Annotated in this window: 20 protein-coding genes and 2 pseudogenes; 5 read left to right on the top strand and 17 right to left on the bottom strand. The window is 59.9% G+C overall.

Annotated features, from left to right (window positions below):
* The first annotated feature begins 19 nt into the window (after positions 1-19).
* Both RHM69_RS07150 and RHM69_RS07155 read left to right on the top strand, forming a co-directional pair.
* Positions 20-409, top strand: coding sequence for a DUF2946 domain-containing protein (locus RHM69_RS07150; protein ID WP_200601191.1), 390 nt, complete (start codon positions 20-22; stop codon positions 407-409).
* A 92-nt stretch (positions 410-501) separates the two neighbouring features.
* The gene (locus tag RHM69_RS07155; RefSeq protein WP_200601189.1) at positions 502-2,628 is read left to right on the top strand and encodes a TonB-dependent receptor; all 2,127 of its coding nucleotides are present in this window, start codon (positions 502-504) and stop codon (positions 2,626-2,628) included.
* A 157-nt stretch (positions 2,629-2,785) separates the two neighbouring features.
* Here RHM69_RS07155 and RHM69_RS07160 read toward each other — a convergent pair whose 3' ends face one another.
* On the bottom strand, positions 2,786-3,793 hold the full coding sequence (locus tag RHM69_RS07160) for an ABC transporter substrate-binding protein (protein WP_200601188.1): 1,008 nt from the start codon (positions 3,791-3,793) through the stop codon (positions 2,786-2,788).
* Positions 3,794-3,924: 131 nt separating this feature from the next.
* Positions 3,925-4,374, bottom strand: coding sequence for a hypothetical protein (locus RHM69_RS07165; RefSeq protein WP_052199932.1), 450 nt, complete (start codon positions 4,372-4,374; stop codon positions 3,925-3,927).
* Between the two features lie 394 nt (positions 4,375-4,768).
* Between RHM69_RS07165 and RHM69_RS07170 the strand changes: the two genes are divergently transcribed.
* The 3 genes from RHM69_RS07170 (at position 4,769) to RHM69_RS07180 (ending at position 5,696) form a co-directional block, all read left to right on the top strand.
* A complete protein-coding gene (locus tag RHM69_RS07170; RefSeq protein ID WP_032872432.1) occupies positions 4,769-5,044 on the top strand; it encodes a hypothetical protein in 276 nt (91 codons plus the stop codon).
* 110 nt (positions 5,045-5,154) lie between these two features.
* Positions 5,155-5,385 carry a hypothetical protein gene (locus RHM69_RS07175; protein WP_034125688.1) on the top strand — a complete coding sequence of 77 codons (231 nt, stop codon included), beginning with the start codon at positions 5,155-5,157 and terminating at the stop codon, positions 5,383-5,385.
* A 68-nt stretch (positions 5,386-5,453) separates the two neighbouring features.
* Entirely contained in the window at positions 5,454-5,696 is a 243-nt protein-coding gene (locus RHM69_RS07180) for a DUF2789 domain-containing protein (RefSeq protein ID WP_034125689.1), read from the top strand.
* Here the strand turns inward: RHM69_RS07180 and RHM69_RS07185 are convergent, their stop codons facing one another.
* From RHM69_RS07185 to RHM69_RS07255, 15 genes and pseudogenes are all read right to left on the bottom strand, one after another.
* Positions 5,697-5,900: a hypothetical protein gene (locus RHM69_RS07185; protein WP_034125690.1), complete on the bottom strand. Its 204-nt coding sequence runs from the start codon at positions 5,898-5,900 to the stop codon at positions 5,697-5,699.
* Positions 5,901-6,057: 157 nt separating this feature from the next.
* Positions 6,058-6,462 carry a TraR/DksA family transcriptional regulator gene (locus RHM69_RS07190; protein ID WP_003191666.1) on the bottom strand — a complete coding sequence of 135 codons (405 nt, stop codon included), beginning with the start codon at positions 6,460-6,462 and terminating at the stop codon, positions 6,058-6,060.
* Positions 6,463-6,876: 414 nt separating this feature from the next.
* Complete coding sequence (locus RHM69_RS07195; protein ID WP_003191668.1) at positions 6,877-7,899, bottom strand: ABC transporter permease; 1,023 nt, start codon at positions 7,897-7,899, stop codon at positions 6,877-6,879.
* Positions 7,900-7,925: 26 nt separating this feature from the next.
* Complete coding sequence (locus tag RHM69_RS07200) at positions 7,926-9,479, bottom strand: sugar ABC transporter ATP-binding protein (protein WP_034125691.1); 1,554 nt, start codon at positions 9,477-9,479, stop codon at positions 7,926-7,928.
* 64 nt (positions 9,480-9,543) lie between these two features.
* Positions 9,544-10,479, bottom strand: a complete 936-nt coding sequence (locus tag RHM69_RS07205) for a sugar ABC transporter substrate-binding protein (protein ID WP_197883295.1) — start codon at positions 10,477-10,479, stop codon at positions 9,544-9,546.
* A gap of 49 nt (positions 10,480-10,528) precedes the next feature.
* Positions 10,529-10,705, bottom strand: a complete 177-nt coding sequence (locus RHM69_RS07210) for a hypothetical protein (protein ID WP_003191673.1) — start codon at positions 10,703-10,705, stop codon at positions 10,529-10,531.
* Positions 10,706-10,831: 126 nt separating this feature from the next.
* Positions 10,832-11,860 carry a Gfo/Idh/MocA family oxidoreductase gene (locus RHM69_RS07215; RefSeq protein ID WP_200601186.1) on the bottom strand — a complete coding sequence of 343 codons (1,029 nt, stop codon included), beginning with the start codon at positions 11,858-11,860 and terminating at the stop codon, positions 10,832-10,834.
* Positions 11,861-12,010: 150 nt separating this feature from the next.
* Positions 12,011-13,021 carry a Gfo/Idh/MocA family protein gene (locus RHM69_RS07220; protein WP_200646046.1) on the bottom strand — a complete coding sequence of 337 codons (1,011 nt, stop codon included), beginning with the start codon at positions 13,019-13,021 and terminating at the stop codon, positions 12,011-12,013.
* 19 nt (positions 13,022-13,040) lie between these two features.
* Positions 13,041-14,972, bottom strand: a complete 1,932-nt coding sequence (gene iolD / locus RHM69_RS07225; protein ID WP_014718769.1) for a 3D-(3,5/4)-trihydroxycyclohexane-1,2-dione acylhydrolase (decyclizing) — start codon at positions 14,970-14,972, stop codon at positions 13,041-13,043.
* A 149-nt stretch (positions 14,973-15,121) separates the two neighbouring features.
* Positions 15,122-15,943, bottom strand: a complete 822-nt coding sequence (locus RHM69_RS07230; RefSeq protein WP_014718770.1) for a TIM barrel protein — start codon at positions 15,941-15,943, stop codon at positions 15,122-15,124.
* Between the two features lie 26 nt (positions 15,944-15,969).
* Positions 15,970-16,572 (bottom strand): annotated as a pseudogene (gene iolB / locus RHM69_RS07235) (5-deoxy-glucuronate isomerase); the annotation flags it as partial.
* An 8-nt stretch (positions 16,573-16,580) separates the two neighbouring features.
* Positions 16,581-17,543, bottom strand: coding sequence for an IS30-like element ISPpu17 family transposase (locus RHM69_RS07240; RefSeq protein WP_004577240.1), 963 nt, complete (start codon positions 17,541-17,543; stop codon positions 16,581-16,583).
* A 101-nt stretch (positions 17,544-17,644) separates the two neighbouring features.
* Positions 17,645-17,827: pseudogene (locus RHM69_RS07245) on the bottom strand (5-deoxy-glucuronate isomerase); the annotation flags it as partial.
* A gap of 3 nt (positions 17,828-17,830) precedes the next feature.
* The gene (gene iolE, locus RHM69_RS07250; protein ID WP_019817189.1) at positions 17,831-18,718 is read right to left on the bottom strand and encodes a myo-inosose-2 dehydratase; all 888 of its coding nucleotides are present in this window, start codon (positions 18,716-18,718) and stop codon (positions 17,831-17,833) included.
* Positions 18,719-18,865: 147 nt separating this feature from the next.
* Positions 18,866-20,803, bottom strand: coding sequence for a bifunctional 5-dehydro-2-deoxygluconokinase/5-dehydro-2-deoxyphosphogluconate aldolase (locus RHM69_RS07255; RefSeq protein ID WP_019817188.1), 1,938 nt, complete (start codon positions 20,801-20,803; stop codon positions 18,866-18,868).
* Between the last annotated feature and the right edge of the window lie 236 nt (positions 20,804-21,039).

Below are 21,039 nucleotides of genomic sequence, written 5' to 3' on the forward strand. Positions count from 1 at the left end.
GATGATAAAGTGCCGCCCCATGAAACTTGCCCGTGCCGACCGTTCACTCATTGCCTGGATGCTCTACTGCTGCGTCCTGTTCAATGTGTTCGCCTGCAGTATTGGTCATGGGCAAAGGGTGGGGATGCAGCTCAACGGCATCAGCGGCCAGTTCTGTACGGTCGACCCACGTACCCAGGCGCCGCTGCCCAGCAACTCGACGGACGAGAACCTGCCAACGCTGTCGAAGGCGTTTGGTTGCCCGCTGTGTTCTACCGGCGGCATGGGCCCGACGCTCAACTCCCACCTGAATGTGGCGGTCCTGCCGCAACCCCATGCACCGCCTGCTGCGGTGGTGCTTGCCGCTGACATCCCTGCCCGCTTCACCTGGCCTGCGGCTAATCCGCGCGCGCCACCTGCCCTTGCCTGATCCCTGCGCTTACTGATCTGCATCGCCCCGTTTCCGTCAGGAGTACGGGTAGCAGTGCGTTGTTTTCGAGCCAAGTTTTCAGGATTCCAACCATGAAACATTTACCCCTGCTGGCGGGCCTGTTCGGCTGCCTGCCTGTTTGCGCCTCGGCCCTTGAGTTGGCCCCGACCACCATTGACGGCGAGCAAAGTGCCGAGCCTGGGCTGGCCCTGGACCAATCCAGCGGCATGGCCTCGCGCCTGGGCCTGAGCGTGCGGGAAACCCCGGCGTCAGTGGCCATCGCCAACCGCAACGATATCGAGCGCCACGGCGCCAAGACCTTCCGCGATGCGGCCAATACCCTGCCCGGTGTCAACGCCAGCGCCCCGCCCGGTTTTGGCGGTTTTGTCTCGTACCGAGGGTTTACCAGTAGCCAGATCACCCAGATGTTCAACGGCATCAATGTCGCCACGGGCCTGGCGCGGCCGGTGGATGCGTGGATCTATGACCGCGTCGAACTGGTAGGCGGCCCCTCCTCCTTGATCAACGGCGCAGGCTCAGTGGGTGGCTCGCTGAACTACGTGACCAAGCTGGCAAACCGCGAGGAACAGGCCATCGAAGGCCAACTGAGCTATGGCAGCTACGACACCGCCGGTCTGGCGTTCGGCCTCAACCATGCGCTGACCGAACCCGGTGCCGAGGTGCAGCATTACGCCCGCCTGGATGTGAGCCGCAACACCAACCACAGCTACATCGACCGCGACCAGCGCGATGCCTGGAGCGTGGCGTTTTCCCTGCTCAGCGACCTCACCCCGAACCTGTCCCACACCCTGGCGCTGGAGTATCAGGACGAGCATGAAGACAGCCAGTATTGGGGCACGCCGGTACTCAACCCCAAGGCCGGTGAGCTGAAGATCGACAAGCACAACCGCTTCAATAACTACAACGTTGCCGACGGCCGTTATGAGCAACGTACGATCTGGGCACGCTCGATCATCGACTACCGGATCAACGACAGCACCACACTGAAAAATACCCTCTACCACCTCGACAGCCAGCGCGACTACCGCAACCTGGAGACCTCCCAGTACAACGCCGACAACAGCGCGGTGAACCGCTCGACGGCCTATCAGGTGCGGCATCAGGGCGAGCAGAACGGCAACCAGTTCGAACTGCGCCATGACACGAGCGTGTTCGGCCTTGCCACCACCTGGTCGGGTGGTTTTGAGTACAAGGTCAACAGCACCACCAACAGCCCCTTGAACGTGCCGGGCAAAAGTACCGTGGACCCTAACCACTACGACCCAGGGCACTTCTATGATATTCCCGGTACCCAGCCAGGTTTCGTCAAGGACAAGACCAACCAAGTAACCACCAAGGCACTGTTCGTGGAAAACCGTCTGGGACTGACGGATAAGCTCTCGCTGCTGACCGGCCTGCGCTATGACGCCATCGACCTGGACGTGACCAACCACCGCACCATCACCGCCACCAACCCACGGCACTTCAAGCGCAGTTGGGAGCCGCTAACGGGCCGGGTGGGCCTGACCTATCAGTTCATCCCGTCCGCCAACGTCTATGTGCAATACAGCACCGCCGTCGAACAGCCCAATACCACCACCCAAGTGTTCGACGTGTCCACGGGCAAGCAATGGGAAATCGGCAGCAAGTTCGATTACCTGGAAGGTCGGGGCTCCGCCACGGTCGCCGCCTACAAGATCGAACGCAAGGACTTTGCCGTCACCGACCCGCTGGACCCGACCAACAGCATCCCGGTGGGCGCGCAGTCGTCCAAGGGCATCGAACTGGCCAGCTCGTTGCGCATCACGCCGAAGCTATTGGCCGAAGGCAACTTCGCCTGGGTAGACGCGCAGTACGATGAGTTCAACGAGAAAATCGCCAGCGGCTCGGTGGTGTCGCGTAAGGGCAATACGCCGACCAACGTGCCCAAGCGCGTGGGTAACCTATGGCTGACCTACGATTTTGCCGAGGATTGGCAAGGTGGGGTGGATGCGCGGTATGTCGCCCAGGTGTACGCGGACAATGCCAATACCCAGACCGTACCGGCCTATACGCTGTTCGGCACCTTCCTGCGTTATAAGCTGGATGCGCATACCACGGTAACCGGGCGCGTGCGTAACCTGACTAACGAGGTGTACGCGGAGTTTGCCCATGTGTCGCCGGCGTATTATCTGGGGTCACCGAGGACCTTTGAGCTGGCCGTACACACCAAGTTCTAACGCTGCAACGACCGCTGACTTGAAATGCAATTGAATGTGGGAGCTGGCTTGCCTGCGATAGCGGTGGGTCAGCATAAAAATATGTTGTCTGACACTCAGTCATCGCAGGCAAGCCAGCTCCCACATCTTGATCTTCGCTCGATACAAAGACCGCCGGTTACTTGAGGCTCGCCTCGATCTTCTGCGCCACATCGTCCGTCAACCAGGCCTTCCATACCTGCGGATGTTCCTTGAGAAACGCCTGGGCCACCTCCCGAGGCGGCGTGTGGTGCTCGCTCATCGTCGCCAAGGCTTTGTTAAGCGGCTCGATGGGAAACTCGACCTTCTCGAAGAACTGGGCAATCTGTGGATGTTCCTGCTGGAACGGCGTCGACACGCCAATGCTCAGCTTGGAAGCCAATGAGCGTGTCGGCTTCGGGTTCGGGTTGTCTGCGTCAGTCAGGGTCTTCCACGCATCTGCATCAAATGGCGGTTCTTCCAGCTGGATCAATTTATAGCGCCCCATCAACGGGGTCGGCGACCAGTAATAGAACAGCACGGGCTTGCCCCGGCGAATCGACGAGGCAATCTCCGCATCCAGCGCCGCGCCCGACCCGCTGCGGAAGTTCACGTAGCTGTCGTCCAGCCCATAAGCCTTGAGCTTCTGTTTGTTGACCACCTCGGAGGTCCAGCCGATGGGGCTGTTGAGAAAGCGCCCCTTGCCTGGGGACTCCGGGTCTTTGAACACGTCCTTGTAGCGCGCCAGGTCCTGTACGCTTTTCAAATCTGGTGCCAGGGGCTTGAGTCCTTTAGAGGGGTCACCCTTGACCACGTATTCCGGCACCCACCAGCCTTCGGTAGCGCCTTTGACGATATCGCCCAGGCCCGCCACCTTGCCTTCGGCTTGCGCCTTGACCCACACAGGGCTGCGGCCTGCCCACTCCTCGCCGATCACCTGGATATCATTCTTGGCCAGGGCGGTTTCCAGGGTGATGGTGGTGCCAGGCAACGTGTCGGTGGGCAGGTCATAGCCCTTCTCGACGATAAAACGCAGTACTTCTGTGATCAGGCTGCCGCTTTCCCAGTTCAGGTCGGCAAAATGCACCGGCGCCTGGGCGGCCGATACCGGCAATGACAGACTCAGGGTCGTCAGGCCCATCGCCAGCAGTGACTTCAATCCTTTCATGCCTTTGCACCTCGCGTTTTCGCAGTCATGGCGAACGGCTTTGCTGCAAATGCGCGAAGCCTCTGAATAGTTAAGTCAACTCAACTGTAGTAGAGGTTCCAAAAGACAAAGAGGCACAACGTGTTCAGCGCCTACTCGCTGGCCTTGAAGGTCACCAGCTCACCCTTGCGCCATTTGGCGGCTTTGCCCGTCACGGCTTTCAGGGTTTTGGTCAACCCTTCCTGCAATTGCTCATGGGCGGCGAATACCAGCATCACGCTGTGGCCTTCCTTGAACACAATACCCTGGCCTTCGTTCGACGACACAAAGGCATAGTCGCCGAGGCCGTAGACGGTCAACTTGATATCGCGAAACCTCAATTCGAACTTGCCACCTTCGCGGCTGGGCAATACCGCTGCGCGAAAATGGTCACCTACTTTGAGTTCCAGACGTGGCTTGTCATCCACGACCAGCGCCGTTTCGGTATCGATTTCGGCGATATAAATACCTTCCGGCGTCTGTTCAGTGACGTAGACAAACCGAGATTGAAACTGCTTGACCAACTTTGCGCGCAAATCACCCAGCACGAATAACGCGTGCATATCCAGATTACTGACTGCCAAGGAAACGCCCCCACATCAAAAAAGTACTGGCCGCGAAAGCGAACAGCACAAAAAATGGCCGTTACGACACGATACAGAGTCATTAAAAAACTGAAGAGAACTCGTAAGGCTAGTACAAACCTCAACGGCGGACCTCATGGGAAGTCAACCGCGATACAGCAAATCACAGGTTCAACGACCCGAGAATACGGGTCTGCCGACTTCAGAGAATAACCCAATTAAAAATGCAGTTTTCCGACACCCCAACACAAAAAAACATCTGGGCATGGAACCAGTCACGAACTACCGACGACAATACTAGAACAGCAACCAGGGTGAAAACCACCCGAAACAACGCAGACAAGCTAACCGGATCGATCGACAGGAGCTGAGCATGCAACGACGTCAACACGACGCTACGTCTTTCCACACTCGTTCACCATGTCCCGACGAACAGCAATACTACTGCCTGCTGAACCTGAATGGGTACTCCAATTCGGTGCTTTACCAAGTTGTACCCGCAGGAAAGAACTTTTTTCATATTCTTGAAGTGCCCAGCGGCAAGATCAAGGGGTTTCGCAGCGATCACATCAAAGCCTGCGAACTGGCCAAGTCCCTTGAAGCCAAGCTATACGCCTCAGGCGGCGGAATCGTTTCGTCGCCTGGATGACTTTACCGCGCCACTGCCCCTCAACAACTGCCATACTGGCCTGTCCATGGAAGTTTGCCCCCCGCGGGTCAGGTTTCATCAACGCAGTTACCTTGAAGGGAAAGCCATACGTGACGGAATTTGATATTGGCGAATTTATTATCCACGGCGATGCGAGGGAAGTAGACGGTGAGTTTCAAGCGGTCATCATCATGCGAGCCAAACCACCGCTGAACAAGGTCACCGCGCACCAGGTGGAGAAAGACCGCTGGTTCAAAACCGCCGACGCAGCGGCCGTGGCTGGCAAAGAGGCGGCCAAGGCACTGAAAACTGCCGTGGATTGCGGCGCGCTCAATACCTGACAATCCGATAGAACTCTGGCGTGCCCTGCCCCTCACATGCATGACGATAAGCCCGCATGGAGAACGCTATGGACACCACCACCCCAACCCTTGAAACCCTGTTCGAACAACTGGGGCTGGATTCCAGCCAGGAAGCCATCGAACGTTTTACCGCCGAACATCGACTGCCCGATGATGTAAAACTCATCGACGCGCCATTCTGGAGCGAACAGCAGGCGAACTTCCTCAGGGAACAATTGCAGGTCGACGCAGAATGGGCTCCCGCAGTGGATGACCTCAATGCGCTGCTGCATGAGCCTCCCCGCGCTTGATCAATGCAGGCTGTCTGACGCTTCCCTGCGCAATAGCGCTTGCCAGGCAGCCTGGCATTCCTGCGCCTCGTCCCGGCTGGCGAATGCAGTGCCGCGCTGCTCACCGTTGAGCAACACCACCCAGCAGGCTCGCTGGCCCAGGGCTCGCAGGGTTTGGGGTACGCCACTGCCGATCATTACGGCCACATCGACTTTGTTTTGCATGGAGCTTCTCCGCAGCATTAGTTAGCTGGCTAACAATGTTGGCCATGCTACGGCTTTATTCCAGTTGGAAAAAGCTATCCACGGAATAGCTTCATTGCATAAACAGCAACAATGCCGATCCAGGGCGGCCAGCTAGAGAGCCGCCCCCTTCACCGCATCAGGCTTGACGCTGGTGCTTGTCGATCTGCTCGTGGCGCTCTTGCGCTTCGATGCAGTACTTGGTGGTAGGACTGATCAGCAGGCGCTTGAGGCCGATAGGCTCGCCGCTGTCGTCACACCAGCCAAAGGAATCTTCCTTGATGCGTTCCAGGGCACGCTCAAGTTGCGGCAGCATGCGCTGGTCGCGGTCAATGGCGTTTACCAGCCAGGTGCGCTCTTCTTCGACAGAAGCCGCGTCAGCCGGGTCGGCCGGGGTATCCAGGCTCTCAATGGCGATACGGTTCTGCTCAATGCGCTCGTGGTGCTCCACCTTCATGTCTTGCAGCAACTTCTCGAAAAAAGCGTGCTGTTCGGCATTCATGTAGTCATCCGCCGGCATGGCCAGCAACTTTTCCTTTGTCATTGATTTCTCTATAAAAAATACGTGCATTAAGGCGAATTAGGGAGCGTTCCGGCCGACCTGTGCAGGTCTCGGAAGGGCGCCATCCATTCCAAGCGCCACCCGGCACTCAATTTACGAGGGGCGGCAGTCTAAGGCCGACTTGAGGGCGCAGCAACTGAAAAGACAGGCATTTTTTCCCGATCAACCCCCAAAAGCACCAGGACGGGCTTGGCGAACGGTCATCGGAGTGCGTTTATAGCAAGAAATTCAGTGTTGTGGAGCTATATAGGAGACAAACGGTTGAAAGTGCCTGATCCCCTGTAGGCGCGAGCTTGCTGTGGCGAGGGAGCTTGCTCCCGCCGACTGCGCAGCAGTCTCCGGCTTTTATTGGGGGTGCTTCGCCCCACGCAAGCTCGCTCCTACAAGGGCAGGTACTCAGCGCTTGAGCTTGCGCTTGTTGCGGTATTGATCGATCACCACCGCCACCACGATGATCAGGCCCTTGATGATGTCCTGGATATACGCATCCACCCCGACAAAGGTAAACCCGCTGGCCATGACGCCGAGGATCAGCGCGCCGATCACCGTGCCGGTGATGCGCCCTACTCCACCGGCCAGGCTGGTACCGCCGATCACTGCGGCGGCAATCGCGTCCAGCTCGTAAGACATGCCCATGCCGGCCTGCCCCGTCGCTGCACGTGCCGAGGCCACCACGCCGGCCAGGCCCGCCAGGAGACCGGCGATGCTATAGACGATGATCAAGTGACGCTTGACGTTGATCCCCGAAGTGCGCGCCGCTTGCATGTTGCCGCCGATGGCATAGGTGTACTTGCCATACTTGGTGTAACGCAGGGCAATGTGGAAGATCACCGCCACCACCAGGAAGATAATCACCGGCATCGCGCCATGGCCAATCGCTGTATAGGAGTCCGAGAGCATGCTCACCGGCTGGCCTTCGGTGTAGTAGCGCGCCAGGCCACGGGCCGAGACCATCATGCCCAGGGTTGCGATAAATGGCGGGATGCCGGTGACCGCGATGATGCTGCCGTTGATCGCCCCCGCCAGCAGCCCCACGCCCAAACCCATCGCCACCGGGATCCACACCGGCAAGTCGGTGAGGGACGGAAACACCGCCCGGGAAAAGTCGGAGGTCTGCGCCAGGCTGGCGGCGATCATCGCTGACAAGGCCAGCACCGAGCCGGACGACAAGTCGATGCCCGTGGTGATAATCACCTGGGTCACACCGATGGCCAGCAGGCCGATGATCGACACCTGCAGGATCATCAGCACCAGACGCTGGGAGTTCATTAGAAAGCTCTGGTCGCGCACGATCCAGCCAAACAGTTCAAACACCAGGCCGATACCGATCAGCACCAGGAAGATACTCAGCTCGGTGGGCATGCGTCGACGGTTCTTGACCGGTGCGGTTGCCGGCTTGTTGTCTGTTATTGCGTTCATAACCCATCACCTTCTTATTCTGTAGATCAGTGGACTGCGGTCATCCCGGAAGCCAACTGCATGACTTTTTCCTGGGTCGCCTCGGCGCGATCCAGGGTGCCCATCAGTTCACCTTCGTGCATTACCATCACCCGGTCGCTCATGCCGAGCACTTCGGGCAGTTCGGAAGAAATCATGATCACCGCCATGCCCTCGCTGGCGAGGAAGGCGATCAAGCGATAGATCTCAGCCTTGGCGCCCACATCGATACCACGCGTCGGCTCATCCAGGATCAGCAAGCGTGGGTTGGTCATCAGCCAGCGCGCCAGCAAGGCCTTTTGCTGGTTGCCACCGGACAAGGTGTCGATGCATTGCTCCAGGGACGGGGTTTTCACCCGCAGCTTCTTGCACATGTCTTCACACAGGGCACGCAAGGCCTTCTGCTGGATAAAACCGTTGCCCGAATAGTGCGGCAGCACCGCCATCTCCATGTTCTCCAGCACCGACAGGCACGGGAACAGGCCGCTGAGCTTGCGGTCCTCGGTCAACAGCGCAAAGCCTTTTTCGATGGCCATATGCGGGTCGGTAATGCGCACCGCCTTGCCGTCCAGGGTGATTTGCCCGCTGGAGCTTGGGGTGATGCCAAAAATAGTTTCCGCCACATTGGTGCGCCCGGAGCCCATCAGCCCGGCGATACCGAGGATCTCCCCGGCGTGCAGGTCGAACGATACGTCCTTGAACACGCCGTCCAGGCTCAGGTCGCGCACCGACAGCAGCAGCTCGCCAATAGGCGTTTCGCGCACCGGAAACAGCTGGCTCAGTTCACGCCCGACCATCATCGAGATGAGGCTGTCGCTGTTCATGCTGTCGGCCCGTTGCAAGCCGATGTATTGGCCGTCGCGGAACACCGCCACTTCATCGGCGATGGCGAACACTTCGTTCATCTTGTGGGTGATATAGACGATGCCTTTGCCCTGGGACTTGAGGTCGGCAATGATCGAAAACAGGTGGGCCACTTCCTTGTCGGTAATGGCCGAGGTGGGTTCATCCATGATCAGGATGTCGGAGTCGTAGGACACTGCCTTGGCAATCTCGACCATCTGCCGTTCGGCAATGCTCAGGTTGCCGACCTGTTCTTCGGGGTCGAGGTTGATGCGCAGGCGCGCCAGCAACTCGGCGGTGCAGCGGTGCATTTCGCGGTGGTTGACCATGTGCAGGCTATTGAGCTGTTCGCGGCCGATCCAGATGTTCTCGGCGATGCTCATATGGGGCATCAGGTTGAGCTCCTGGTGGATCATCGCGATCCCGGCCTTTTGCGCGGCCAGCGGCGTTTCAAAGGTGATCGGCTTGCCACGCAGGCGAATCTCGCCGGCGTCGGGCTGGTAGATGCCGGCGATGATCTTCATCAGCGTCGACTTGCCCGCACCGTTCTCGCCCATCAACGCCAGCACCGTGCCGGGGCGCACCCGCAGCTGCACATCGTCCAGGGCCACGACACCGGGAAAGCCTTTGCTGATGTTGAGGATTTCCAGCAGGTAGGGTTCGTCCAGCGCCAGCGCCGGGTGGGCGGCGGGCTGAGACGTGGCGGCTTGAGCAAGCATAGGGAGGTACTCCATCTGCAGGGCGGCCGTGACCGCCCTGCCAGCTTTTGTTGTTATGTCGGGGCTACTTGAAGTCTTTGACGTTGTCCGGGGTGATCAACTGGAACGGGATCACCACGTTCTGCTCGACCGGCTCCTTCTTGGCCATCTTGCGCGCTGCCTCTACCGAACCTACCGCCTGGCCCTTGGCGTCCTGGAAGGCCGACACGGTCATGTCGCCCTTGGTGATCGCGTTCAAGCCATCGGGCGTGCCGTCGACACCGGCAATCAATACGCTGCCTTTTTCCTTGCCGGCCGATCTCAGGGCCATGGATGCACCGATCGCCATCTCATCGTTGTTAGCCAGCACCGCATTGAACTCCCGGCCCTGGGTCAGCCAGTCGTTGACCAGGGTCATGCCCCTGTCACGCAACCAAATGCCGGTTTGCTCCTGCTCGATCTTGATGTCCGGGTACTTGGCCAGCACTTCCTTCACGCCCTTGGTGCGGTTGGTGGTGGAGTTGTTCGCCAGGTCGCCCAAAAGAATCACGATCTTGCCCTTGCCGCCGAGCTTTTCGGCGATGTACTGCATTTGCAGGCGGCCGGCCTCGACGTCATCGGAGGTCACGGCCACCACGTCCTTGGGCAGGTCTTTCTGGTCGGGGCGGCGGTTGACGAACACCAGCGGGATACCCGCCTTTGTGGCGGCACTGATGATGTTCTTGGTCGACGCGGTATCGACCGGGTTGACGATAATCGCGTCGACCTTCTGGCTGATGAAGTTCTCGACCTGGCTCAACTGCTTGACCACATCGGCGCGGGCATCTTCGAACTGCAGTTGCACGCCATCGCCTTTTGGATAGGACTTGGCTTGCTTGTCCATGTCCTCGCGCAGGTAAGTGAGGAAGGTGTCATCGAACGCGGACATCGTCACGCCCACCTTGAGATCGGCGGCGCCGGCCACACCACTGGCCAGTAGCATGGACAAGGCCAGGGCGGTAAAACGGATCGGGGTCTTCATGAACGGTCTGTCTCCACTTTCTTGTTGGTTTTTTTCGACGTTGCGTTGATCAGGACTCGGCTGTCAGTCGCACCACCGGCGCACCTGGAATGCAGCACACCAGCGCGCCCTGGTTTTCGACGCACAGCACATTCAGGAAGGAGAAGTAGAACGGCCGAGCGCGGGGCAGTCCGCGTGGCGCTTGGAGGGGGCGTAAAACTCGCAGTACAGCGTTGAAGATTTTCATCTGACGGTACCTGGTTGTTTTTGATCTTGTTTTTGTTGAGTCGCCCGTAGGTTCCGGGACGTACTTTATGCAACCTGGAAAAGACTGTATTAGAAAATAATTTCCATATCAACCTGTTTTAGAATTTTATTCTATTTTCGTCGAAACCACCTGCTGGCGCTCGGCACTCAGGCGCGCGGCGTCCAATATACGGGTGGTTTCCAGGGCGTCATAGGCATTGACCGGCAGCGGTCCCTGCCCCACCACGGCCGCTTGCAACTGCCGATAGAATTGGGGCCAGCAGCCCTTCTCCGACGGCACCCGCTCACGCTCCGGCCCTTGCTCAAACCAGCCCCAGCGTCGATGCTCCTCGGCGCCCCAGTGTTCACCTTCGGTTTTCGGTGACTTGCCGGCCAGCAGCACTTCTTCTTGGCCGTCCAGGCCGTCGATGGTGTAGCAACCCAGGCTGCCACTGACGCGAAATCGCGGTGCCTGGCTGTTCTGCAACGCGTTGCCCCACAGGTGCGAAATCACGCCATTGGCATGGGTGAGGGAGACAAAGAAGCCGTGGTCCACCGTGGGATGTTCTGGTGTGTAGTGCAATTGAGCGAACACCCGCTCCACCGGGCCGAACAGTTGCAACGCCTGGTCCACCAGATGGCTGCCCAGGTCGCGCAGCCAGCCGCCACCACTGGCATTGCCCACGGCCTGCGGACTGTAACGTTCCACGCGGGATTCAAAGCGGGTGATGGTGCCCAGGGCGCCAGCGTCGATCAGTTTGCGCAGGGTCAGGTAATCCGAATCCCAGCGCCGATTCTGATAAACACTGAGCAACGAGCCCTGACGCTCGGCAGCGGTAATCAGGGCCTGGGCTTGTTCGGCGTTGGCGGCAAAGGGCTTGTCGCTGACCACCGCCACCCCGTGCTCGATGGCTTCCAGCACCAGGGCCGGGCGACCTTTGAGGGTGGTGGAAATCACCAGGGCATCGACGCCGGCTTCGACGATCTGGCCGATGGAGTCGAAGGCTTTGACACCTGGAAGATCAGTACTCAATTGCTGGCGACGTTCGGGTGAACGCGTCACCACGCCGACAAAGGTGGCGCCAGGCAGGGTGGCGATCAGCGGCGCATGAAAAAAGCGCCCACCGTGGCCGTAGCCCACTAGTCCGATTCGCATGCTCAACTCCAGAATTGATTTGGGAACCCAAGCAACTGTGGGAGCTGGCTTGCCCGCGATAGCAGTGTGTCAGGCACTGAATCTGCCACTGATAGACCGCTATCGCAGGCAAGCCAGCTCCCACAGTGTTAACCACATTTCTTCAGTGAGTTAGCCGTAGAAGTGTGGGCGATCCGGCAGGCTGACTTTCACAATCTGCCCACTGCCCTGGGCTTCAATACACGCATCCGCCGCCACCGCCGCCGCAAACCCATCCCAGGCCGACGGCCCGCCGACCTGCCCGGCCAGCGCGCTGTCGATAAATGCCTGCAACTCCACGTCATAAGCACCGATAAACCTATCCTTCCAATCCATCAGGATCGCGTTGGACAGCTTCGCGTCGCTGCGCAGTTGCACCTGAGATGGTTCCGGCAACCTGGCGATACCGCTCTCCCCCACCACTTCACACTGGATGTCGTAGCCGTATTGGCAGTTCACAAACACTTCAACATCGATACGCGTGCCTTTGGCAGTTTCCAGCAGCACGATCTGCGGGTCGCGCAGGTGCGCCAGCGCCTTGCTGGTCTTGCGCGGGAACACCACCTGCACGGACACGTAGTCGTCGTTGAGCAGCCAACGCAGCACGTCCAGCTCATGGATCAGGGTGTCGGTGATCGCCATGCCGGTGTTGTAGTTCTCGCCCACCGTGGGGTTACGGTGCGCGCAGTGCAGCATTAAGGGCTCGCCGATCTGGCCACTGTCGATCACAGACTTGAGGGCACGATAGCCTTGGTCGTACGGGCGCATGAAACCCACCTGGACCAGGCGCTTACCGTGTGCCACTTCGGCCTCGACAATGTTGCGGCAGCCCTGGGCCGTCACCGCCAGGGGTTTTTCACAGAATACCGGTTTGCCGGCGGCAATCGCGGCCAGCACAAATTCTTCGTGGCTCGGCCCCCAGGACGTCACCAGTACCGCTTCGACCTCTGGCGAGTTGATCAACGCATGGCCGTCCGGGTATACCTCGGCGTCCAGCTTCAAGTCCGCCACCACCTGGGCCGCCTGCTCAAGGTTGATGTCGGTGACGGCCACCACCTGGCTGTTGAGCAGGGTCTGGCTGCAACGACGAATATGGTCCCGGCCAATGGCGCCCGTACCAATCACTCCAAGCTTCAAAGACATGCAAACACTCCTCTTGTTGTTAGTACTGCCGGGCCTTGGCCAGGTGTTCATTGAGTTTTTTTGCCGCTGCATTCGTGCGTTCACTGGTGGACACTTGCGCCACACCCACCCGCCACCACGACAGGTAGCCGTGGATCATGGTCTTGGGCAGCACCTTGATATCGATCAGGGTCGAGACGGTTTGCGTGCGCGCATCGGCCAGGGCCGCTTCCAGCTGCTCTACCGTGCTGACCTTGTAGGTCTTGCAGCCATAGGCCGCCGCACTCATGGCGAAATCCACCGGCACCAGGCCGCCGTCGAGCTTGCCGCTCTCGGGGTTACGAAAGCGGAACTCGGTACCGAAGCTGTCCATGCCGTTGCCGATCTGCAGGTTGTTGATGCATCCGAACGCCATGTTGTCCAACAGCACCACGTTGATCTTGCGGCGCTCCTGGATCGAGGTGGCCAGCTCCGAGTGCAGCATCATGTAGGAGCCATCGCCAACCAGGGCGTACACCTCCTTGCTTGGCTCGGCCAGCTTCACGCCCAGGGCAGCGTTGATCTCGTAGCCCATGCATGAATAGCCATATTCGACGTGGTAGGTGTTGACGCCCTTGCTGCGCCAGGCACGCTGCAAATCGCCGGGCAGGCTGCCGGCGGCAGCCACGATGATTGCGTCATCGGCCAGGCGTGCATTGAGCACGCCGAGCACCGCGCTTTGGGTCAGGCACGAACCGGTCAGCTCGATGAATTCCCGCAGGACGGCACGGTCCAGGTGGTCGTCGACTTCGGGGACAAACTCATCGCCCTGGTAGTGCACCTGATGCACGCGGTCCACTTCGGCGTCGAGTTGCGCCTTCGCGTCAGCGACCTGTCCGCCCCAGCCCGAACGGTAATCGCCCAGGGCATCGGCCAGTGCTTCAAGCGCAACTTTCGCATCGGCCAGCACTTGCACACCGTCCAGCTTCAACGCATCGCAGGGGCTGATATTGAGGTTGAGAAACTTCACCTCGGGGTGCTTGAACAGCGATTTTGACGAGGTGGTGAAGTCGGTATAACGAGTGCCGATGCCAATAATCAGGTCGGCCTCAGGCGCCAGCAGGTTAGCCGCCAGGCAGCCGGTTTCGCCGATGCCGCCGACGTTCAACGGATGGCTGGAAACCACGACGCTCTTGCCCGCCTGAGTTTCCGCGAAAGGAATATCGAAACGCTCGGCAAAGGCTTGCAGTGCCTGGTTGGCGCCGGAGTACTTGACCCCGCCGCCGCAAATGATCAGCGGCTTGCGCTTGCCGCGAAACGCAGCCAGCGCGTCACCGATCATGGCGCTGGTGGCCGGGCGTCGGTCGATGCGGTGCACGCGTTTTTGCAGGAAATAGTCGGGGTAGTCCCAGGCTTCGGCTTGTACATCCTGGGGCAAGGCCAGGGTCACCGCGCCGGTTTCAGCCGGGTCGGTCAGCACGCGCATGGCATGGATCGCCGCGGTCATCAGTTGCTCCGGGCGGTTGATGCGGTCCCAGTATTTGCTTACGGAGCGGAAGGCGTCGTTGGTACTGATGCTCAGGTCGTGGAATTGCTCGATCTGCTGCAACACCGGGTCGGGCTGGCGGCTGGCATAGACATCACCGGGCAGCAACAGCAACGGGATGCGGTTAGCGGTGGCGGTGGCTGCGGCGGTGAGCATATTGGCCGCGCCCGGCCCGACCGAGGCCGTGCATGCATAGATCTTGCGGCGCAGGTGCTGCTTGGCAAACCCGATGGCGGCATGGGCCATGCCTTGTTCGTTGCGGCCCTGGTGCACCACCAAGTCGCCGCTGTCCTGCTCCAGGGCCTGGCCGAGGCCCAACACATTGCCATGCCCGAAAATAGTGAATACCCCGGCGACGAACTTACTCTGTACGCCATCGACCTCGATGTATTGATTATCCAGAAACTTCACCAGGGCCTGGGCCATGGTCAATCTTGTTGTGGTCATCACTTGCACCTTGTGTGACTGCAATTGAAGTGTTCAACACCGATCCACTGTGGGAGCTGGCTTGCCTGCGATAGCGGTCTATCAGTTGCACATGTATTGCCTGACACACCGCTATCGCAGGCAAGCCAGCTCCCATATTTTTGATCGCGTTATGGCAAGGGCTTTTGCAAATACGCCATGCTGCTGCCCAATGCCTGCCGGATATCCGCCAACCCATGCACGCTTTCGGCAAACGGCTCAAACGACAAATAGCCGCTGTAGCCAGTGCTGAGCAAGGTGTCGATCTGCGCCGCATTCCCGAGGATATCGTCCTCGCCCACCAGCACGCGGTGGCCGTCGCGGATCGAGTCGAGCGGCGCCTCGCGGTCTTCCACCCCGGAGATGTGCACCAGCCCGGTCAGCTCCGGGAAGAACTCATGCTCGCCGGCCAGGTGATGGTGAAAGGTGTCGTGCACCACACGAAACACATCCAGGCCACCGATGGCCTTGATGGCATCCACTGCCACGCGCTTGCGGCGCAGGGCGGATACGGTGAAGCCCAGAGGCTCGATGAAACCCAGAATCCCGTACTCGCGCAGGATCAACGCCAGCTCGCTCAACGCCGTGCGCAAACCGGCGGCGCGCTGCGCGTCGTTGCGCGTATCACCAGGCTGATTGAACGGGCACATCACCAGGCCCTGGGCCCCGCACTCACGGGCGTAGGTGGCCAGTTCGATTGCCTGGGCACGGCGTTCGTCGTTCCACACATCAAAGGGGTACAGCGCGTTGATCGACAACACCTTGATGCCCTGCGCGGCGCACAACTCACGCACGCGGCTGGCGGACATGCCGTATTCGATCTCGCGGTTCTTGAGGTCGTTGCGGATCTCGATGGCATCGCACTGAAGGGCTTTGGCCAACTGGATAAAATCCGCCAGGGGCAAATCAGGCGCGACCATACGGTTAAGGGCAAAACGTAGCGGCGACTTCATTGTTGTTGTTCTCCGTCCAAAACCGTTTAAAGGTCCAGCAGCCAGCTGTGCTGCGGGTCGTTATGGAAATGCCAGGCGCGCTTGGGGCCGGCCATGACGTTGAGGTAATAAGACTCGTAGCCATACGGCACGCTGACCGGGTGATACCCCTTGGGCACCACCACCAGGTCGCTGTTTTCCACGGCCATGGCCTGGTCGATGCTGCGATCATCCGTGTACACACGCTGGAACACGAAGCCCTGGGGCGGGTTGACCTGGTGATAGTAGGTCTCTTCCAGAAAGCTCTGGTGCGGCAGGTCGTCAGTGTCGTGCTTGTGCGGCGGGTAGCTGGAGGAATGCCCCGACGGCGTGCGCACTTCCACCACCAGCAGCGAATGAGCCGGCTCGCTGTCGGGCAGGATGTCGCACACGTAACGGGTATTGGCGCCTTTGCCGCGCACACTGCGCTTGCACTGCTCGGGGCGGATCAAGCGCGGGGCAAAACCCGTAGCACCCGGCGCTGCGCAGACGGCAATCTGCACGTCGCTCAGGGCCGTGACTCGGGCGTCAGTGCCCGGCGGCAAATAGGCGGCGAACGGTGACTTGTCTTCGAACACCGACTGGCGATCCCCCAGGTTCTGCCAATTGAAGCCTGAATTCAACACATAAGTGCAACGCTCACCCCTGTATGCACTTCGTACGGCGTCTTCCAGCCCAAGCGCTTGCGCGGGCGTAGATTGATCCTCGCTACTGTCCGATTGACGGCTTCGACGGTCAGCTTGCTGAAGTCGCTGCCCTTGGGGAAATACTGGCGGAGCAGACCGTTGGTGTTTTCATTGGTGCCACGTTGCCAGGATGAATAGGGGTCTGCAAAAAAGACCTGGCACTGGCTCCGTAGCGCGATGCGTTCATGCCCGGCAAACTCCCTTCCGTTATCCAGCGTCAGCGTGTGAGCGGCATGGCCCTGAAGCATCAGATTGATCGCCCGCGTTACCTGCCGGCGCGTTCTGCGCTTGACCGGATAGGCGCTCAGATAGCCGCTTTTGCGATCAACCAGGGTCACCAGGTTACCGCCCAGTCCATGTACCGTATCGCCCTCCCAGTCCCCCAGGCGCTCGCGGCTTTCGACCTCGGCTGGGCGTTCACTGATTGACACGCGATTACGCAGCTGCCCGCGCCGATCGTGGCTTCCATAGCGTTTCCGGTAGCGCTTTCGGCGATGTCGCAGATAGGTATAAAGCTCACCACCGGCGCGCTGTTCGGCGGCAATGAACCGATAAATCCACTCATGGCTGACCGCCCGGCTTGGCTGCTCCTGCTTCAACCGCTGGGCGATCTGCTCCGGACTCATGCCATGCTTGAGCCACACCGGGAGATGATGGCTGAGCCATGTCGCCGGCTTGCAAAACTTGCGCGCACCCGCTCGACGAGCATCACTTTCATGGGCCGCAGAAACAGCCTTGTAGATATTCTGGGTGCTGTTGCGGCGAACCTCGCGACTGATCGTCGAGGGATGCACGCCGACCCGCTTTGCAATGCTCGCCTGGCTCTCTGCGGCGCTCAAGCCAGCCTCAATCTGGTAACGTTGTCCCTGAGTCAGCTGCCGGTAATGCGTAGTCATCTGCGCTTGAATCCTTCGGTGTGAGAGCCTGGATTCTACCGGTGGCTGGCTCTCTGCCTCTCGTTTCAAGCGTTGCGCTTATTCTATGAATTCAGGAAGCCTTCGCCTTCAATATTCACCCGACCGCTGAGCAGCACCAGGCACAGTTCCTGATCGCCCGCACTGACCGGCAGGGTTTCACCCAGGCTCAGGCGGTAGGCGGCAAAGCCCACGTATTCCAGGCGCCCGGCTTCCAGCGCCACCATGGTTTGCCCGCGTTTGCTGCTTTTGACCAACAAGCTCATCACTCAAGTCCTCTGGTTGAGAAGCGCACGCAGGGTGTCGTAACCCTTCTTGGCGTAGATATAGCTGGGCGCCACGGCCGGGTCCTGCTCGGCTTCCACCACCAGCCAGCCCTTGTAGTTCGCCGCGAGCAACACATCCAGCAACGGTGCGAAGTCGATATCACCATCGCCGGGCACGGTAAAAGTGCCGTTGACGATGCAGTCCGGGAAGCTCCACATCTGGTTACGCGCCAGTTGCACCACGGGTTTGCGTACATCCTTGAAATGCACATGGCAGACGCGGTCGATATGCTTGCGCAGCACCTCGATGGGTTCGCCGCCGCCCATGTAGCAGTGGCCCGAATCGAACAGCAAGCCGACTTCCGGGCCCGTGCGTTTCATCAACTGGTCGATGTCCTCGGGGGATTCGACGTACGCGCCCATATGGTGGTGATAGGCCAGGCGCACGCCCTGGGACAGGGTGAAACGCGCCAGCTCGGTAAGCTTGTCGGCGTAAGCCTGCCAGGCCTGTTCACTGTGAAAACGCGGGCGCTCGATCAGGCGGATGCGCGAGCCCTGGATCGAGTCAGCCACTTCGCCGTATACCAGTACCGAGGCGCCGTTGTGTTTGAGTAGTTCGACATGGGCGGCAATCGCCTCGATTTCTTCAGCCACCGAACGGTGGGCCAGACGGCTGGAGTACCAACCGGACACCAGCGCCAGGTCATAAGGACGCAGCACGTCAGCGACGCCCTTGGCATCCTTGGGGAATTTACCGTTGAGTTCAAAACCTTCGTAGCCGATGTCCTTGCCTTCGCTCAGGGCCGTGCTCAGCGGGGTCTCACCGCCGAGGGCCGGGAGGTCGTCGTTGCTCCAGGAGATCGGGTTGATGCCAATTCGGATTGCGGGCATGGCTGCACCTTTTGTTTTATCTTCAGAATTCACTGGGATCTGCTTTGTGTGGGAGCTGGCTTGCCTGCGATAGCAGTGTGTCAGGCAGTACATTTGCAACGGATAGATTGCTATCGCAGGCAAGTCAGCTCCCACATTTGATCGTATTTACTGTCGGGCGCTGAGCCAGGCATTGATGAGCTGTTCGAAGGTCGCCTGCACCTGCTGGATCAGCGTTTCATCATCAATCTCCCCCGCCATCCACGCCCGGCTCGGCTCGTGGAAGATCGTGCGGCCCACGGCAAACCCACGGCAGGTGCTGCTCTGGCTGGCTTGCTTGAAGCCATCGGCGAGAAACTCGGGGGAAGCATTCAGGCCCAGCAACACCACGCCACGGCAGTAGGGGTCGCGTTCCTGGATCAGTTCGTCGAGCTTTTTCCAGTCTTCGGCCGATTGGGTTTCGATCTTCCACCAGGCCGGGTAAATGCCAAGGTTGTACAGGCGTTTAAGGCTGCGGTAGAGCACGTCCGGGTAGGTGGACGGGTGATCCTTGGGTGGGATGACTTCCAGCAGCAGTTCGTGACCACTGACCAGCGACGCCTCGTACACCGCCTTGAGTTGCGCTTCCTGTTCCAGGCGCAGCATCGGCTCGTCATCGGGGTGAAACTGCACCAGGCACTTGATGATGTGTTCCTGGGGCCAGGCAATCAGGTTGCTGCCGATCGAACGCCCGTGCTCGAACGCCAGGGGCCGCGAGTTCTGCACTTCCACCGGGCGAGCGATCCACCAGCCGCGACCGCTGGCGGCGTTGAGTGCATCCTGGCCAAAGCGTTGGTCGGCGAGCAGGCCCACATCCGCCTCGACGCCCTGCTCGCTGAGTTTGCGCTCCACGCGTTCGATGGCCTGGATAAACAACTGCTTGATGTCGCTGATACGCTCAGGGGCCTGGCCGCCTTTTTGCGCCAACTCCACCAATTGCCAGCGGTGGTCGAAGGCAAAGACGAACAGTTGCTTCCAGACTTTGCGCGGCACCGTGACACGGTGCAGGCGTTGCAGGGTCACGTCCTGGTCCGGCCGGGTGATGGGCACGGGGCTGTTGAACAGGTAATCGAGTTCGGCGGGGGTCGGCATCGCTGGCGCACAGGCGTGGCGCGATACCACCAGGCCGCCACAGGCATTGGCCAACTGGCTGCAACGCTCATCGCTGGCGTCATTGATCCAGCCGCTGAGAAAGCCCGACATAAAAGCATCGCCTGCGCCCAGCACGTTGAGCACTTCAACCCGCACGCCAGGATAGATGGCCCCGTCTTCCAGGCGCGCCGGGATTGCGCCGTGGATCACCGTGCAGCCCTGGGGGCCGAGCTTGACCACCAGGGTGGCCGGGGTCAGTTCCCGCACGGTGCGCAGGGCCGAGAGCAGGTCTTCACTGCCGCCGGCAATCAGGAATTCCTCTTCGGTGCCGACGATCAGGTCGAAACGCGGCAGGATCTTCTGCACATGCTGGCTGACATTCTGGTCGGCGACGAAACGGGTTTCGCCATCGGCCTTGCCGGCCAGGCCCCACAACACGGGGCGGTAGTCGATGTCCAGCACGCGCTTGACGTTGTGCCTGGCCGCGTAATCCAGGGCCTGGAGGCTGGCCTTGTACACGCCGTCGGTGGAGAAATGCGTACCGGTGATCAACAACGCTTTGCTGGAGGCGATAAAGGCTTCGCTGATGTCTTCGGCGCGCAGGGCCATGTCGGCGCAGTTTTCGCGGTAGAACACCAGGGGGAAGGTTTCGCGGTCCTTGAGGCCCAGCAGGACGAGGGCGGTGAGGCGCTCAGGGTCGACCTTGATGCCACTGACATCACAGCCTTCGCGGGCCAGGGATTCCACCAGGAAACGGCCCATGTGGTCATCGCCGACCCGGCTCAGCATCGCCGACTTCAGCCCCAGCCTGGCGGTGCCGAAAGCGATGTTGGCGGAAGATCCGCCCAGATACTTGGCGAAGCTGGACACATCCTCAAGCCGCGCACCGACTTGCTGCGCATAGAGATCGACGCCCAGGCGCCCGAGGCAAATCAGATCCAATTGACGCCCACTGGCAAAACGAGTCTGGCCCATGCTGGCTCCTGTTATTTTTATCAGCCTGCGCTGTGCCGCCGTGGCGACGGCAAACGCTCTTTGTGGGAGCAGACTAGAACGTCCGGTGGCAGCAATCAATATTTATTCCATAATTATTTTTAGTGGAATATTTTTTCCAATACCTCAGGATAGCGGCACGCCAGCGCCCATGCATCGTTTCAGCAGGCCACGCGGGCCGTGATGCCGGGGTATTTTTTTGCGCCTACCCTGTAGAC

Origin of the sequence: Pseudomonas sp. CCI1.1 (assembly GCF_034348165.1) — a bacterium.
In the GTDB taxonomy this organism is placed as follows: Bacteria; Pseudomonadota; Gammaproteobacteria; order Pseudomonadales; family Pseudomonadaceae; genus Aquipseudomonas; species Aquipseudomonas paracarnis.